Consider the following 15,418-nt stretch of genomic DNA (forward strand, 5'->3'; position numbering starts at 1 on the left):
CAGTCAGGACCTCTCGTCGGTCACGCTTTACCACGCATAAAATATGCGCGCAGGTACGCTGCTCTCGCTACGGTGCGCAACGCTTTGACATACCCCGCCGGCCAGCATAGCTTCCGGATGCTTTACCGCGCGTAAAATGCCGCGGTCACGAGGCCAGCGATGCTCCATGGCCTCCCCACGCCCTCCCGAGATTGCCAATGCCCTCATCCACGTCAGCAGCAGATACGCCTGTCGTCACCACCGTCCCCAGCCGCCGTCGCGCCGCGGTGCGCCTGCTGGCCGGGGTTACCGCCGGGCTGCTCCTCGCGCTGCCGATGACCAACGTTGGTGCCGTTCGTCACATCCGCCTCGTCAGCTCCAGCCCGGCCAAGGACGCCCACGTGATGGCGCCCTTGCGCGAGATTCGCCTGACGTTCAGCGGCAAGATCGCGGTCTCCACCGCGAGCGTGCAGCTGCTGGCCGCCGATAGCACGCGGGTGAAGGTCGGCGCGCTCACGGCCGTGCCGGATTCTGAGCGCGTCGCCGTGGCAAAGGTCTCGGAGCCGCTGAAGAACGGGACCTACACCGTGCAGTGGAAGGCCATCGCCGCGGACGGCGCGGCGGGGTCCGGGTCGTACAGCTTCATGTACATGGCCGCGAAGAAGTAACGTACGGCCGGCACGCGGCGGGAGCGCAGGATGGCTTTGCTACCGCCGCGTGCCGGGCGCCACGTCATGCGGGCAGGGCGCCCCTGGGGTGCGTGGATGCCCCGCGAGGCAGAACAGATGCTCCACGGCCCAGCCTTGATGCTGCGTGCAGTGGCCCGCATGGGGCGCCCCGTGTTCACTAGACGCCGGAAGGGGGTGGGCGACGGCGAGGCCCGAGCTCCATACCAGCAGGAGCCCCGCGAATGCCGCCGCGAGTGACCGCCGTGTCACGTGCGTGACCACCGGCGCCTCCTCGCCCACCAGGCGATGGATGCGTCGGTCGAGCAGCGCATCACGCTGGATGCCGATGACGACGCCCGATCCGCTCGACAGCACGCGCCCGCCCAACTCGGGATCCTGACCGGGGACCCGCCACGCTGCCAGCTTCAGGATCGCGGAGGCCAGCACCAGCGGCTGCCCCCGCACTGCCCTGTCGTCCGCCGCGATCTCGGCGTCGTCTGCCGCATCGGCCGCGAGGCGCCGCAATGCGGGCAGCCAGAACAACGCGCAGCCGACGAATCGCAGCACCGAGAGTCGGGCGGGATCGCGCCGACGTACATGTGCGTGCTCATGCGCGAGCACCGCGGTCAGCTCCTCATCGGAGAGCGCCTCAGGGAGACGGGACGCGACGTAAATGTGCGGCCGCACCCACCCAACCGTGAACGCGGGATTCGGCAGACCGTCGACGACGCGCAGCAACGTCGGCGGCACCCCGGCCGCCGCCGCCGCCGTCCAGAACGCATCGCGGTCTCGTGGTCGCACGGCCTCGACGGTGCCGAGCAACCGCCGAACGACCAGCCACGCTCGGCCGCGATCCCACACCGCATAGGTGAGCCCGGCGATCAGCAGTCCGTGAAACACCTCATGGACTGGCGCGAGCAGCTGATGCACTGCGATGACGCAGATCACCCAGACATGATCACGCCCTGCCAGCAACTGATCGAGGCGGGACCCAACATGATGCGCCAGCACCGGACTCGTAGCGAGCAGAATGAGGACGCCCGTCGCGAAGAGGACGAGTCGGCGATGGCGGCCCTCATGCGCGCCGGTGGCTTGGGCGGGACTGTCGCGGTGTGGCATGTCTCCTCCTGCGCTCGCTGCGAGGAATGGCGGCCGACCGAGGTCGCGTCGCCCTGCGTCGCCGCAGCTCAGCCCTTGAGCCGGCGCCGAATGAGGCGCGCGAGGTCTTCGAGCTGCTGGGGATCCTGCTCCGCGAGCACGTCGACCAGCGAGGAGGCCACCGCCTGCGGACCGAAAGAGAGAATGCCCTCGACCACACGCCGGGACGCATGCGCCATGAAATCGGCCTCCGTCATCACCGCCTCGAAATGCAACAGGCCATCGCGAGTCTTGCGGCGCAGCAAACGCTTGGCGACGAGCTTGTTGAGCACCGTGATCACGGTGAGCGCTGCGATGGCATGTGTTCGTGCCACGCGCTCGTGCACCACGCGCGCCGGCGACGGCACCCCCAATGCCCAGACGGCGGTCATCACCCGCGCTTCGAGGTCGCCCAAGACCTTCGCGAGGCCGTCCGCCGAGAGTCGAACGGTGTCCTGCAGCCGCAGCTCGGACGCGCGTGGCGCGCCCAACCCCCGGCGCTTCGTGGCCCCCGGCGCTTCCAACGTTGATGACTTACGTGGCTTGGACACGAACGACCCTCTGGCGGAAGAATGCTACTGCTGCCAACCTACCTGACGCTTTACCCGCCGTAAAGAGGCACCGGCTCTCGCGTGCTCCGGCGGTACCCCACCCTCGCCGTCCCGCCCCGTGGCTTACGACGCATCGCCCGCTCCGCGTTCATGAACACCGCCCATCGGCCCGCGCCATCGTCGCCCCCAGACATGGTCAATGATGACCCGATGCGTGTCCTGCTGCAACGCTGGCGGCACGATGCAGGAGGAACGTATCGCACGTGGTTCCTCTGGGAAGAGCGCATCAAGAACTTCCGGTCGATCCGGCGCGGTTTGCAGGAGGTGGTCGCCGAGATCGAGGCAGGCACCTTCGGCAACGCCTATCGCGGTTCATCACTCGAGACGGTGGTGCACTCCATCGCCGAGCAGCGCCAAATGTTCAAGGGGGCCGACCATGCGTGGCTGTGGAAGCCGAAGCTGCGCATCCCCGACATCTACGAGAGTCCGGCCAACCAACGTGCCTTCGGACGCTTCCTCGACACGTGTGTCTGCTGTCAGACGGAGGAGCACCTACTGGCGGCCATTCGGCAGCTCGACGCGCAGGGCATCAAGGGCCTGGGCCCGACGGCGGCGAACCTCCTGTACTTCCTGCACCCCACGATTGCGCCCCCCTTCAACACCGCCATCGTGAACGGCTACAACATCCTCAGCGGCGCGAACGTCAAGCTTGGCCGCTGGGAGGGCTACCTCGCGATGCGGCGCGGGCTGCTGGCGATGAACGCCCGGTACCGGGATCTGCTCTCCAACGATCTCGGGGCGCTCGCCGGCTTCGTGTTCGATGTGGGGCGGGGCCGATACCCTGCTCCCCCGCGCGCCGACGACGCTGCCGCGCGCACCGCATGGGCGGCTGACCTGGCGCTCGTGCGCGAGGAGTCGGTGCAGGACCGGCGACTGCGGACGGCCGGGCAGGAGCACGACCGTACCCACACGGAGGTGCAAGCCTGGCTCCGAGACCTCGGGCACGCTCTCGACTATGACGTCTGGATCGCGTCCAATGATCGCGCGCGGCCCTGGCAGCAGGGCCGGCTCGGCGACGGATGCCTGGAGTGCTTGCCGGTGGGCTTGGCGACCGCACCCGGGGCCGACGCGGTGCGACTGATCGACGTGTTGTGGCTGCACCGCGCCGGCAACGCCCCGGCGAACGCACGTGTCGCCGCCGCGTTCGAGGTCGAGCACACGACGTCGATCTATTCCGGGATCGTGCGCCTCCTCGATCTCGCGCTTGGGGCGCCGGAACAGGCGGTCGCCGAGCTGTTCCTCGTTGCGCCCGACGCGCGAGAAGCCGACGTGCGCGCGCAACTCGCGCGCCCGGCGTTCAGTCGCGTCGCGGACCTCCGGGTCCGCTTCCTCGCGTACGGCGATCTTGCGCAGCATCGCGAGACGATGGCCCGGTTCGGGACCGGGCTCAAGTCCGTCGAGGCCATCGCGCGCACGCTGTCGTGACTGGTCAGCACCGCGTTCTCCTTCCCTCTCCTTTCACACCACATCATCCATGAAGCGATCACCTACGGTTGTGCTGCTGCTGTCCGCCGCGTTTGCATCGGTTGGAGACGCACAACGTCCCACGAGTGCTCCTGCCGCGCGGCAGCGAAGCGAGGAGGCGGCCGCCACGGCGACGCTGCGCGCCGTGTTCGCGGCGTCCGAGCGCAACGACATGAAAGCGCTAGATACGCTGTACGCCGGCGACAGCCTCACGGTCGTCGAGGGCGCCGGGATCAATCGCGGCTGGACGGACTACCGCGATCATCACCTGGCGCCCGAGCTGAAAGAGATGAAGAACTTCCATTACCGCCCGGTGGACATCGAGATGCACGTGTCCGGGAACGTCGCCTGGGCGATCTTCCGATACAACCTCAAGGGCGAGATGGGCGCTCGCACGCTGGACAACGTCGGCCGCGGCACTGCGATCCTCGAGCGCCGTGGATCGGGCGCGGCGACGCGGTGGGTCGTGCGCCACACGCAGACGAGTTCGCGCGCGCGCCGGCCGAACGATCCGCCGGCCGGATGAAACCCAAGGCGCGCTGAATGCAGATCGAGCCGGTCATCGTGATGCAGCGATGACCGGCTCGATTTGTGTGTCAGCCGCGGTGACGATGCGGCAACATCGGACGACAGCGAAGCGCCGTCCCGCCTAGTGCTTCGTGCCGACGTTGAACACGAACGTCGTACGCGAGACGTCCCACTCCCTCGCGGCGCCGCCCGCCTTCCGGCTGGCGTATGCGGACCGCAGCATGACCGGACCGGCCTTCGCCAGCGGGATGTGCACGACGCCCTTCGCGTCCGCCGTGAACGGGACGCGGGTGACCGAGGCCGTTGCGGCTCCCGCGCTGTCGAGGCCCGTCGCGAGCTCGATGCCGATGCCGGCGACGGGGCTTCCGCTCCCGAGCATCCGCACGTGCAGCGTGTCACCAACCTGCACGTGCGATGGGTCGTTCACCGGGACGAACTCAAGGCGTATCCCGGCTGGCTTGGCGAAGGCGCGCGGTCCGCCCGTGCCGATCTCCACAATGGTGGCGGCGTAGCCGCCGTGCGTGAAGATGACGCTGTCGAGACCCGCAAACGCGTTCTCCCGCTCCAGGCGCGCGGCTTCGAGCGCCCCACCCTCGGCCTTGAGAAACCGAATGACGCCGGCTGGCGTCTCACGAAACACGCGCGGGGCCAGCCCGATCACGATCAGGTACTGGCCGGCGGCCGCGGGTTTGTGATGCAACTGGAGCGAGGTGCCCTGAACTCCCATCTCCGTGATCTTGGCCGACGAGGACGCGCCGATGATTCGTGCGTCGACGATGCGCTCCGCCGGCACCGCGGTCCCCGCCGGAAACTTCGTTCCGCCTTGTCGCACGTTGAAGTGCATCGTGGCATTCGCCGCGAAGGCGACGAGGTCGGGAATGATCCAGGTGTCGTGTGCCAACGCGGTCGAGGCGAGGGATACCATCGCGGCCGCCGCAGCAACGAGCGTGCGAGCGGTGGGCGCTGACGTGTGCTTCCGGCGGGTGGTGCGCATAGGGAAAGCCTTGGGCGGGGGTCTGACGGCTGTCGATGGTTGCTCGACTGACTTGCAGGATACGACGGGTTTTACGAGGTGTAAAGGCGGCGCGTCGGGAATCGCACTCCCCGGTGCACACGTACTCGGCGAACTGGGGCTCGTGCCGCTCGCGCGGAAGGCGTACTTTACCCACGGTAAAGAGTGCACCACTCCCGTCACTTCCCGCCCGGCGATCCCATGCACCCCGTCCTGCGCCTTGGCGCGCTCCCTGTCGCGCTGGGAGTCTGCCTCCTCGCTTCCCCGGTCGCCGCCCAGGCCACCCGCGCCGACTCCAGTGCCGCCGTGGCTGTAGTCGAGCAGTTCCACGCCGCCCTGACCGCCGGAGATTCTGCCCGTGCGGTGGCCGCCCTGGCCAGTGACGTGCTCGTCCTTGAGAGCGGCGCGATCCAGACCCGGACCGAGTATCTCGGCCACCACCTTGGCGCGGACATGAAGGCGAGCAAGGGATCCAAGGCGACGCGCACCGTGGTGCAGGTGCGGGTGATGGGAGACGCTGCGTACGTGGTCTCGAAGACCGTCTCGCCACCAACGGGTGCGGAGGGTTCGACGGGCTCGGAGATGGCAGAGCTGATGGTGCTTTCCAAGACAGCATCGGGCTGGAGCATCCGGGCCGTGCACTGGTCCTCGCGCCGGCGCCGCGCGTGACGCGCAGTGGAGCAACCGCGGGCAGACGCAGTGCTCAAGGCCGCATACTTCGGGCAGCCGCCGTCGTCGCGGCATTGCTCGCAGGTTCGACGTCACTCCTGACCGCGCACGATTTCTGGCTGGTGCCTGATGCGTTCGCTGTGACCCCGGGCGGGCGCATCGCGCTGCGTGGTCAGACGTCGAGCCTGTTCCCGAGCAGTCTGTCGGCCGTCACGCCGGATCGCATCGTGGCCGCGCGCGTGGTCACGGCCAACACGGCCGTTACGGTACGCGATGTCTCGGTGCTCGGGACATCGCTTCGACTTGCGCACCCGGCAGCAGCGGCTGGACAGCATCTGGTCGGCGTGCAGCTCGCGCCGCGGAACGTCCGCGAATCCCCTGCCAGCTTTCGTCGGTATCTCGATCTGGAGGGGGCGCCGGAGGCACGGGAGCGCTATGAGCGTGAGGGGCTGCTCCCCCGCGTGGGCGGGGACAGCATCACGCGCCGCTATGCCAAGTACGCGAAGACCGTGGTCGAAGTCGGCCGCGGGCCGCGCGCCTTTCAGCGGTTGCTGGATCACCCGCTGGAGTTCGTGCCGCTCTCCGATCCGTCGGCGCTCCGCGTCGGCGACACCTTGCGGATTCGGCTCGTGTTGCTCGGCAAACCGGCGACGTCGGCGCATCTCCATGCGGGCTCTATACCGGCCGGACCAACCGCGCTCACCGACACCGCCGCGGCACGCCGCGCCGCCGCGCGTGACGTGAAGCTGGAGACCGACGCGGGTGGCGTCGCCGCCATCGTGGTGACACAGCCCGGTCTCTGGAACATCCGTACCCTGCAGATCGTGCCCGCCGCGAAGGGCTCCGGGGCCGACTGGGATGTGCATTGGGCCACGTTGGTCTTCTCGGTCGCACGACGCTGACCGCCGACGCTCGCCTTCCCTTCAACCATAGGCATCCGATGAAGCGTCGTCTGCTTGTTGTGTGCACTGCGCTCGGCGCAGTGGCCGTCAGTATGGGCAATCGCGCCCCCGCGGATGCTCCGTCCGGCGCTACGGAGCATGGATCGTCTGGACGCGTGCTCCCGGCGCGCATCGACAGCATCGGGAGTCCCGCGGCCCCCGGAAGCGCGGAGCCGTACCTCACGGTGGGGCCAGACGGCCGGGTATACATGTCGTGGCTCGAGCCCGCGAATCCCGGCTACGCGCTTCGCTTCGCGGTGCACGATGGCACGCGCTGGTCGCCGGCCCAGACCATCGTCACGCGCAGCGACTTCTTCGTGAACTGGGCGGACTTCCCGTCGCTCGAAGTGCTCGGCGGCAACCGCCTCGCGGCGCACTGGCTGCAGCGCAATGGCACCGGCACGTATGCCTACGGGGTGCGCATCGCGCAGTCCGCCGACGGTGGCAAGACGTGGGGAGCGCCCGTCATCCCGCATCGCGACACCTCCCAGACCGAGCATGGCTTCGTCGCCATGTGGAACGAGGGTGGCACGCTCGGCGCGGTGTGGCTCGACGGCCGGAAGTTCAAGCAGCCAGGCCACGGCACGCCGGCGTCCGGCGGGCATGACGCCGGCAACGAGATGATGCTGGTGTCGACCACGTTGGACGCGAAGGGAGTGCGGGGGCCCGAGGTCCGACTGGATGAGCGCACCTGCGACTGCTGCCAGAACGCCGCCGTGATGACGAGCAGCGGGCCGATTGTCGCCTACCGCAACCGAACGACCGACGAGATCCGCGACATCTATGTCACCCGTCGAGTCGGCGCGAAATGGGTCGCCGGTGCCCCTGTTCACAACGACAACTGGAAGATTGCGGCGTGTCCGGTGAACGGGCCGGCACTCGCCGCGAGCGGCGCTCGCGTCGCCATTGCGTGGTTCACCGCCCCCGGGGACAGCGGCCGCGTCAACGTCGCCTTCTCCGACAACGCCGGCGCGACGTTCAGCGCCCCGGTGCGCGTCGACGGCGGGAGCCCCGCAGGGCGCGTGGACGTGGCGCTACTTCCTGATGGCGCCGCGCTCGTAACCTGGGTGGAGCGCGTCGGCGGCGACGTCGCCGCGGTGCGGTCCCGGCGCGTCGGGCGCGACGGCAAGGTCGGTGCGCCAATGACCATCGCCTCCAGCTCCGCGGCGCGCGCCAGCGGCTTTCCGCGCGCCGCGATCACTGGATCGAACGTGCTCTTTGCGTGGACGGTGCCCGGCCGGCCGTCGGCGCTGCGTGTTGCCCGTGCCTCGCTCGCGGAGTTTCGATGAGTTGTGGGGACCCAACGCGCCGGGCCACGGCGCTGTTCACGTTCGCATTGCTCGCGATCAGCGGCTGCACGTCAGCGGAGCGCAGCGGGAACGCCGCGGCGGGCGACGGCCGAGTGGAGGTTGGCTTTGCAGCTCCGGCGTACGCCACGGTGTCGCTTGACGGCGATTCGGTTTCGCTCGCCGGGCAGCGTGGCAAGGTCGTGCTGCTCAACGTGTGGGCGACGTGGTGTCACCCGTGCCGCACGGAGATCCCGGAGCTGCGCGCGATCCATGCGAAGTATCAGGCGCAGGGCCTGGAACTCATCGGCGTCAGCGTCGATACGGACGGCACCGACGAGGCCATCCGCACCTTCATGCGCGACTTCCAGATGACCTTCCCAATCTGGCGCGATCCGGACGAGCGGGTGTCGACACAGTTCCTCGTGGTGGGTGTGCCGGCGACGTTCCTGATCGACAAGGCAGGCGTCCTCCGCTGGCGAAAGACCGGCCCGATTGCGCCGGGCGATACGTCGCTCACGGCGGCTATCGAACGCGCGCTGGGCTCGTAGTGCAGTCCGCGTCCATTGGCGTCACCATCAGCTTCACCGCCGGCGTCCTGAGCTTCCTCTCGCCGTGCGTGCTGCCGCTCATCCCGAGCTACGTGAGCTTCATCACGGGCATGAGCCTCGACGACGTGCAGCGCTCTCGCCGGACGACGCTGCTCCACGCGCTGCTCTTCGTCGCTGGCTTCACCATCGTCTTCATGGCGCTGGGCGCCACGGCCACGGTGCTCGGCCGCCTGTTCCATCAGGAGCGCGATTGGGTGGGCCGCGTGGGCGGCGTGCTGGTGATCGTGCTCGGGCTCTACTTGCTGGGCGTCTTCAACATCGGCGCGTTCTCCCGCGAACGTCGCGTGCACATCGCGAACAAACCCCTGGGCTACCTCGGCACGGTGCTCGTGGGGATGGCGTTCGCCGCCGGGTGGACCCCGTGCATCGGCCCGATCCTGGGCGGCGTGCTCACCTACACGGCAAGTTCGGCGGACCTGAACCGCGGGCTGTTGCTGCTCTTCGCGTACTCGCTCGGGCTGGCGCTCCCGTTCCTGCTCGCCGCGCTCATGATCGACAAGTTCATGGCAGTCTTTCAGCGCTACAAAGGGGCGCTCGTGTGGATGTCGCGCGCGTCCGGGGTGTTGTTGATCGGGATCGGCATCCTGATGATCACCGGCAGCATGACCGTCCTCACGACGTGGCTGCAGCAGTGGACGCCGGACGCACTCCGCAACCGCATCTAGGGATCGGCGCGTCGAGCCGCTGACCGGCGTGGTGTCGCCTCCCTTCGCGGCTCGCGTTGCGCCTCAGCGCAACGTCTCAGGTGCGATCCGCTCCGCCCGAAGGGTGCGCTGCCCATAGGGCGTCAGGCCGCGGGGCTTGTAGATCGAGAGAACGGTGGTCACCAGCAACACGAACAGCGCGGCGCCCGCGTTCGCGATCAGTTGGATACGCACCTGCCGCTCGTCGCCTGCGGCGAGCACCCGCGTCGAGGCCACGTCGGCCAGGTAGCTGATCGGACGCATGCGCAGGAGCAGGATCGCGCTTGCCGGCACGGTGAGGACCAGCTTGGCAATCACCCAGTAGTGCCGGACCAGCCCCCACAGCGTCCCGAGTGACTGGACAAGGCCGGTCACCAAGGTAGCGATGCACAGTGGGACGATCACGGCCCACGCCGTCGTGTCCATCGACAGGTAGGCAGCGCGAACGCTCAGGGGGTCAGGGCTGCGGATGCCGGCGACCGCCAGCGCCAGAAAGGCGGCGACCGCGCCGAACCAGCCGAGCGAGGAGGTCACGTGCGCGGTGAGGGCGGCCTTCCGGAGCCACGGACCCATGGGAGCGAGGCGCATCACGATCCGTGACCGCGGAAGCCACCGCCGGCGAGGTGCATGACGACGAAGGCGAGCAGCAGCACGGCCAGCACCGCGGCGAACACCTTCACCCAGCGTGGCATGGGTGCGATGGATTCGTCTCCCCCGTCCTGGCGGGGGCGCTCAGTAGGCTCCGTGTTCGGACGCAGTGCAGCCATGGAAGCACTCCAGCGAGTGTTAATTGCGCGATGGCGCCACAGCGGGCGGGCGGCCGTCGGTCCCGGCCGGCACACAACACCCGGCACCCTGCTGAACCGGCGGACAGCGTACCGACCCGTACGAGCAGAACACGCAACAGTCGCCCGCCTTTGGGCGGAGCAGCGTCTGGCATCCGGCGCACGGGTGGAAGAAAACACAGGCGTCCGTTGGCATCTGCAGGACGTCGTGGTGTCGGCAGATCGGGCACCACATCGTTGACTCCAGAATGGTCGGTGGCATCGAGAAACCTACCACGGGCGTCGCCACCGAAAGCGCCCTCCGGGGCGGCCGGATCGCCACAGCAGGAAGGCGGACGGGAGACGACCCCGAAGGCGGCGCCTAGATTCTCAGGTGGCACGGCACATCGACGCCGTGCAGCAGCGGTGGACCAGGCGGCGGCGCGCTTCCTACCCACGGCGACATTCCACGAACCCACGGCGTTGATGACCACAGCATCGATGGATGAGGCGGAGGATTTCGCGTACCACTACCCACCAGAACTGTTGGCGCTGCTGATCGAGGTGATCCCGCGCCTCAGCCGCGCCAAGCGCGACGTGCTCCTGTTCTTCCGCGGTGCCGGGACGCCCGAACGGCTCTTTGCCGATCTCGCTGACCAACTCGCCACCGCGCCGGACGGCGTCCGCAAGGCGGATCTCGCGCGGACCGTGTTGACGCGGGTCAATGACGGCGGGGATCCTCTGCTCCGCGTCCGCAGCGAAATCGTCAAGCGCGTGTGCGAGTGCACCGACTTCAGCCGATGCTGGCCGGACGACCAACTCATCGCGCACGGGCTCGTGGCTCGGGTCCAGCACGTGGTGAACGTCAAGGACACCTTCACGCGCATCAACCTCGAGCGGCAGCGCGAACAGCAACTGCGGCGCGAGGGCATTGAGCGGACCGCCGCCGAGCAGGCCGACGCCCTGCGACAGCGCGCGATGGTCCAGCAGGCGTTCTTCGCGCTCTTCGGCGAGCCGGATGCGCACCGGCGGGGCAAAGCACTCGAAGGCGTGCTGAACGCGCTGTTCGCGCTCGATGGCCTGCTGGTGCGCGAGGCCTTCACCCTGCGCGGCAAGCCCGGCGATGGCATCATCGAGCAGATCGATGGCGTCGTCCAGCTCGACAGCCATCTCTACCTCGTGGAGATGAAGTGGTTGAACGCGCCCCTCGGGGCCGGTGACGTGGCCCAGCATCTGGTCCGCCTCTACCATCGCGGGGATATGCGCGGGCTGTTCCTGAGCTATACCCCGTTCACCCCGGCCGCCCTCGACGCGTGCCGGGATGCCCTGCACCAGCGCGTCGTGTCACTCGTGCTCCTCGAAGAGTTCGTCGGCGTGCTGAACCGCGGCGACAACCTCGCGGCCATGCTCCGCGCGAAGGTCACGGCCGCCATGATCGAGAAGCGCCCCTTCCTCCCGGTGTAGCGGCTCCCATCGCGTAGAGCCGGAGCACCGAACGACCGCTGTCGTGCCCGGGACGTCGTCTGCGTGAGGCGCGAACGTGTGCTGAGGGGCCGGGCGACCGCGGCGCAGTGGGCCGCCGAGACCTGAACTGAGAGCGCACACCCTTGGCGAGCAGTCCCCCTCGGCGCGCGCGCCCGAGGCAGGCGCCGACCTGCAGGGCCGCGTGGTGTCGGCTGCTACCTGTCCCTGCGATGTGTGACATCCAACCCGGCTCACCACAGCATCTACGCCCAACACGGGGCAACGCCGTGCTGTCCACCGAACACGCACGCGACCGCCTCGGACCGGACGCGGCCGAACCAAGTCCATACAACGGATCCTGGCACTGAAGGAGTCCGTCCGTTCCGTATCTGCGCCCCGTCCACCGCATACGGGCAGCGCCGTGCCGACGCACTGTGTCTCACGACCTCGTGCAGAGGCCGTGTTTCGCCGTCTCATCACAAATCGCCGTGTCCAAACCAGCTAAGCTATTGATTTGACATGCCTTCCTTGGGCGATTTGGACACGCGACATGGACACGCCCGGATATAACGGCAACGGCGGCAAGGTGGATGTGAACGGTGACCGGGCGAAGCGCGCCAAGCAGATCCAGGCCGGTGACACGGTACGCCTGAGGCAGGGCCCGATCGAATGGGTGCTGGTGGTGCGCGAAGCGGCGGGCCGGCGCGGGTCGGCGGACATCGCGCGTGGCCTCTACGACGAGACTGACGACGGACGCCGCAAACGCGAGACTGTGACAGAGCAACTGCGCAGCATGCCCACGGCGTTCTCCCATGGTGACAGCAAACCCGGCAAGCGCGACCGTCGGGCTCTGAGGCGCCTCAAAGGCGACGAAGCGTGGTAATCGGCTGCGGACCGTCACACTTCATGAATTGTGCGTCACAGTGGATGCGCGGGGGCCGTTTTTGGTTAGTGTTGGGCGCTGACGGACTCTTCCTCTTCTCTCTCCCTTCGCATGCGGATACTCGTCATCGAAGATGACCACCTCGTCGCGGATCTGATGCGGCAGGTGCTGGTGGACGACGGCTACACGGTGGACGTGGCGGCAGCGGCCGAAGAAGGTCGGCAGTTGGTGGCGGCGCAGCCCTACGACGCCATCGTGCTGGACCTCGAGCTGCCCGATCGCCACGGCATTCAGTTGTTGCAGGACTTCCGTCGGGAAGGCAGTACGATTCCCATCGTGGTGGCCACAGCGCACGACAGCAACGCGGATGTGGTCCGCGCTCTCGATGCAGGCGCCGATGACTACCTGCCCAAGCCATTTGCGAACGAAGTCCTCGCCGCGCGCGTGCGTGCCGCGGTGCGACGTGGCGGCGCGCGCAGCATGGAGAAGGTGCAGGTCGGTGATCTGACTCTGCACCGCGTGAATCACGAAGTGCAGTGTCACGGTCAGCTGCTCAATCTCACGGCGCGGCAGTACGCGCTGCTCGAGTACCTGGCCATGCGCGCCGGCGAAACCGTGCGACGCTCGGCGCTGCTCGAGCACGTCTGGCACCTCAAGTTCGACCCCGGCTCGAACGTGGTCGACGTGCACGTGGCGCAGTTGCGCAAGCGGCTGCGCGATGCCAACAGCACGGTGGACATTCGCACCGTGCGCGGCGAAGGCTACGCGCTCGACGTGACCTGATCGTCACCTGATTCGCTGACGCGACCGGGGTCGAATCAGGACTCCGACAACGCCCGGGAGACGAATTGCGTCATCGTCTCGCCGGGCGTTCGTGTGTGATGGGCCGCGGGCACGGTGAGCAGCGGGTCCAGCACGCACACACGCACGCTGCCGTCTCCCGTGGCTTTGGCCAATTCGGCCGGTCGGCTGGCCAGCCGCACCCGCCAGCCCGCCGCCCGCGCAAGGCGGTCAGCTTCGCGCCGCTCCTGGGGGCTGCCGCCGTAGAACACCACCACCAGCGGCAGGCCGTGCACGGCGAGGCTCACCCGGCTGCCTGTGGCACGGCCTGAGGCAGCACCGCAATGGCGGCGATCTCCACCAGAATGCCGCGCAACGACGCACCTACCACGGCGCGTGTGGGGAACGGCGCCGTGAACACCGTACGATATACCGCGTCGAAGGTGCCCCAGTCCTTTTCGTCGGCGAGATACACGGTCACGCTTACCACATCGCGCAACGTGGCGCCACCAGCCAGAAGAATGCGCTCCAGGTTGGCGAGCGTCACGCGTGTCTGTTCTTCCACCGTGCTGCCCTCGATCTGCCCGGTGGCGGGATTGCGAGGGGTTTGTCCCGACACGAACAACAGCCCATTTGCGGTGCGGACGCCCGGCGAGTAGGCTCCCGCAGGCGGCGGCAGGTCCGGCAGCACCACCGGAGTCCAACTCCGGGTGGTGTCAGAGTTCGCAGGCCGGGCAGGGACAGCGTTCTGGTCTGGCGTCATTATCTCGGGTGGTGGAGGATAGCGGTGGGAACATATCTCGAGCAGCTCGAGACGCCGGTACCGATCGTTGATCTCGATCGGCTCACGACCAATCTGGACCGGATGGCGGCCTACGTCACCCTCCACGGTCTGCAAGTGCGTCCGCACGTCAAGACGCACAAGTCGCCACGCATTGCCGCCGAGCAGTTGCGACTGGGCGCGGTGGGCCTCACCTGCGCCACGCTGCACGAGGCGGAAGTCATGAGTGAGGTCTGCGACGACCTGCTGATCGCCTATCCCCCCGTGGGGGCCGCGCGCCTGGAGCGGCTCATGCGTCTGCCCGACCATGTGCGGGTGCGCGTGGCGGCAGACGATCCGGCCTCATTGGACGCGCTGGGCGTGGCCGCCAAACTCGGACGCCGCATTGTCGATGTGCTGGTGGAAGTGGACCTCGGCATGCACCGCGTGGGCGCCACCTCGCCAGCCAAGGCCCTGGCGGTGGCGCAACAGGTGGAGCGGGCTTCGGCGCTGCGTTTTGCGGGGCTGCAGTTCTATCCGGGCCACATTCGCGCGCATGTCGATGAGCAGGCGCCGCTGCTGCGGCAATTGTCGCAGGATCTCGCGCAGTACATCGAGGTACTCACCGACGCCGGTCTCGCGCCGCCCACGGTGAGTGGTGGCTCGACTCCGGCTGCGTGGCGCATGCACGAAATTGCCGGCGTCACCGAGGTCCGTCCTGGCACCTACGTGTACAATGACCGCACGACGGCGCAGATCGGGGCCTGTGACTGGGAAGACTGTGCGCTCACCGTGCTGGCCACGGTCATCAGCACGACGGTCAAGGGTCAGGTGGTCATCGATGCCGGCACCAAGGCGCTTGGGCGCGAGCCACTGCGCGCCGAAGGCGAGGGCTACGGCGCGGTGCTCGAGCATCCGGATGTCGTGGTCTCGCGCATGTCCGAAGAACACGGCATCCTCGACCTGTCCAAGTCCTCCTGGCGACCGCGTCTCGGCGAACAGGTGCGCATCGTGCCCAATCACGTGTGCATCGTGGTGCATCAGTTCGACGAAATCATTGGCGTGCGCGGGCATGTGGTGGAGACGCGCTGGCCGGTGGCCGCGCGCGGGCGCGCATCCAATCAGACGCTCGAATCGCCGGCCGGCCGTCCGCGGGCGGTTTGAGTGCACGACCGCGT

20 protein-coding genes are annotated in these 15,418 nt (G+C 68.1%); 12 read left to right on the forward strand and 8 right to left on the reverse strand.

The annotated features are described in order from the left end of the window. Nucleotides 1-197: 197 nt before the first annotated feature. Nucleotides 198-647: a copper resistance CopC family protein gene (locus B2747_RS00305; RefSeq protein ID WP_291155229.1), complete on the forward strand. Its 450-nt coding sequence runs from the start codon at nt 198-200 to the stop codon at nt 645-647. 39 nt (nt 648-686) lie between these two features. Here the strand turns inward: B2747_RS00305 and B2747_RS00310 are convergent, their stop codons facing one another. Both B2747_RS00310 and B2747_RS00315 read right to left on the reverse strand, forming a co-directional pair. After that, on the reverse strand, nt 687-1,766 hold the full coding sequence (locus tag B2747_RS00310) for a M56 family metallopeptidase (RefSeq protein ID WP_291155231.1): 1,080 nt from the start codon (nt 1,764-1,766) through the stop codon (nt 687-689). A gap of 68 nt (nt 1,767-1,834) precedes the next feature. Continuing rightward, a complete protein-coding gene (locus B2747_RS00315) occupies nt 1,835-2,335 on the reverse strand; it encodes a BlaI/MecI/CopY family transcriptional regulator (RefSeq protein WP_291155233.1) in 501 nt (166 codons plus the stop codon). A 210-nt stretch (nt 2,336-2,545) separates the two neighbouring features. Between B2747_RS00315 and B2747_RS00320 the strand changes: the two genes are divergently transcribed. After that, nucleotides 2,546-3,820, forward strand: a complete 1,275-nt coding sequence (locus B2747_RS00320; protein ID WP_343125838.1) for a type II restriction endonuclease — start codon at nt 2,546-2,548, stop codon at nt 3,818-3,820. Between the two features lie 70 nt (nt 3,821-3,890). Beyond that, entirely contained in the window at nt 3,891-4,385 is a 495-nt protein-coding gene (locus B2747_RS00325) for a YybH family protein (RefSeq protein ID WP_291155237.1), read from the forward strand. A 123-nt stretch (nt 4,386-4,508) separates the two neighbouring features. Here the strand turns inward: B2747_RS00325 and B2747_RS00330 are convergent, their stop codons facing one another. Beyond that, nucleotides 4,509-5,381, reverse strand: coding sequence for a DUF4198 domain-containing protein (locus B2747_RS00330; RefSeq protein ID WP_291155238.1), 873 nt, complete (start codon nt 5,379-5,381; stop codon nt 4,509-4,511). A 219-nt stretch (nt 5,382-5,600) separates the two neighbouring features. On the opposite strand from B2747_RS00330, the gene B2747_RS00335 reads away from it, so the two are divergent. The 5 genes from B2747_RS00335 to B2747_RS00355 all read left to right on the forward strand — a co-directional run bounded on the left by B2747_RS00335 (nt 5,601) and on the right by B2747_RS00355 (nt 9,571). Then, nucleotides 5,601-6,068 carry a nuclear transport factor 2 family protein gene (locus B2747_RS00335; RefSeq protein WP_291155239.1) on the forward strand — a complete coding sequence of 156 codons (468 nt, stop codon included), beginning with the start codon at nt 5,601-5,603 and terminating at the stop codon, nt 6,066-6,068. Continuing rightward, nucleotides 6,065-6,970, forward strand: coding sequence for a DUF4198 domain-containing protein (locus B2747_RS00340; protein ID WP_291155240.1), 906 nt, complete (start codon nt 6,065-6,067; stop codon nt 6,968-6,970). Before B2747_RS00335 ends, B2747_RS00340 begins: the two co-directional genes overlap by 4 nt. A gap of 248 nt (nt 6,971-7,218) precedes the next feature. Continuing rightward, nucleotides 7,219-8,298 (forward strand): sialidase family protein, encoded by a 1,080-nt coding sequence (locus B2747_RS00345; protein WP_291155241.1) that lies wholly within the window; start codon nt 7,219-7,221, stop codon nt 8,296-8,298. Nucleotides 8,299-8,345: 47 nt separating this feature from the next. Beyond that, nucleotides 8,346-8,846, forward strand: a complete 501-nt coding sequence (locus tag B2747_RS00350) for a peroxiredoxin family protein (RefSeq protein WP_291155242.1) — start codon at nt 8,346-8,348, stop codon at nt 8,844-8,846. Further along, nucleotides 8,846-9,571 (forward strand): cytochrome c biogenesis CcdA family protein, encoded by a 726-nt coding sequence (locus B2747_RS00355; protein ID WP_291155244.1) that lies wholly within the window; start codon nt 8,846-8,848, stop codon nt 9,569-9,571. Before B2747_RS00350 ends, B2747_RS00355 begins: the two co-directional genes overlap by 1 nt. A gap of 63 nt (nt 9,572-9,634) precedes the next feature. Here the strand turns inward: B2747_RS00355 and B2747_RS00360 are convergent, their stop codons facing one another. From B2747_RS00360 to B2747_RS00370, 3 genes are read right to left on the reverse strand one after another with little or no spacing between them, the layout of a single operon-like run. Then, a complete protein-coding gene (locus B2747_RS00360) occupies nt 9,635-10,123 on the reverse strand; it encodes a hypothetical protein (RefSeq protein WP_291155248.1) in 489 nt (162 codons plus the stop codon). 53 nt (nt 10,124-10,176) lie between these two features. Then, entirely contained in the window at nt 10,177-10,356 is a 180-nt protein-coding gene (locus B2747_RS00365) for a hypothetical protein (RefSeq protein ID WP_291155251.1), read from the reverse strand. A gap of 19 nt (nt 10,357-10,375) precedes the next feature. Continuing rightward, nucleotides 10,376-10,636 (reverse strand): GDCCVxC domain-containing (seleno)protein, encoded by a 261-nt coding sequence (locus B2747_RS00370; RefSeq protein WP_343125834.1) that lies wholly within the window; start codon nt 10,634-10,636, stop codon nt 10,376-10,378. A gap of 203 nt (nt 10,637-10,839) precedes the next feature. Here B2747_RS00370 and B2747_RS00375 point away from each other — a divergent pair, with 203 nt between their 5' ends. The 3 genes from B2747_RS00375 to B2747_RS00385 all read left to right on the forward strand — a co-directional run bounded on the left by B2747_RS00375 (nt 10,840) and on the right by B2747_RS00385 (nt 13,483). Then, entirely contained in the window at nt 10,840-11,817 is a 978-nt protein-coding gene (locus B2747_RS00375) for a restriction endonuclease (RefSeq protein ID WP_291155253.1), read from the forward strand. A 550-nt stretch (nt 11,818-12,367) separates the two neighbouring features. Then, on the forward strand, nt 12,368-12,700 hold the full coding sequence (locus B2747_RS00380; RefSeq protein ID WP_291155255.1) for a hypothetical protein: 333 nt from the start codon (nt 12,368-12,370) through the stop codon (nt 12,698-12,700). Nucleotides 12,701-12,811: 111 nt separating this feature from the next. Continuing rightward, nucleotides 12,812-13,483, forward strand: coding sequence for a response regulator transcription factor (locus tag B2747_RS00385; RefSeq protein WP_291155258.1), 672 nt, complete (start codon nt 12,812-12,814; stop codon nt 13,481-13,483). A 35-nt stretch (nt 13,484-13,518) separates the two neighbouring features. Here B2747_RS00385 and B2747_RS00390 read toward each other — a convergent pair whose 3' ends face one another. Continuing rightward, nucleotides 13,519-13,788, reverse strand: coding sequence for a hypothetical protein (locus B2747_RS00390; protein ID WP_291155261.1), 270 nt, complete (start codon nt 13,786-13,788; stop codon nt 13,519-13,521). After that, the gene (locus B2747_RS00395) at nt 13,785-14,174 is read right to left on the reverse strand and encodes a RidA family protein (RefSeq protein WP_291155264.1); all 390 of its coding nucleotides are present in this window, start codon (nt 14,172-14,174) and stop codon (nt 13,785-13,787) included. The genes B2747_RS00390 and B2747_RS00395 overlap by 4 nt, the downstream gene beginning before the upstream one ends. Before the next feature lie 93 nt (nt 14,175-14,267). On the opposite strand from B2747_RS00395, the gene B2747_RS00400 reads away from it, so the two are divergent. After that, nucleotides 14,268-15,404, forward strand: coding sequence for an alanine racemase (locus B2747_RS00400; RefSeq protein WP_291155266.1), 1,137 nt, complete (start codon nt 14,268-14,270; stop codon nt 15,402-15,404). Nucleotides 15,405-15,418 lie beyond the last annotated feature (14 nt).

The sequence above is a fragment of the Gemmatimonas sp. UBA7669 genome, from assembly GCF_002483225.1.
Taxonomy (GTDB): domain Bacteria; phylum Gemmatimonadota; class Gemmatimonadetes; order Gemmatimonadales; family Gemmatimonadaceae; genus Gemmatimonas.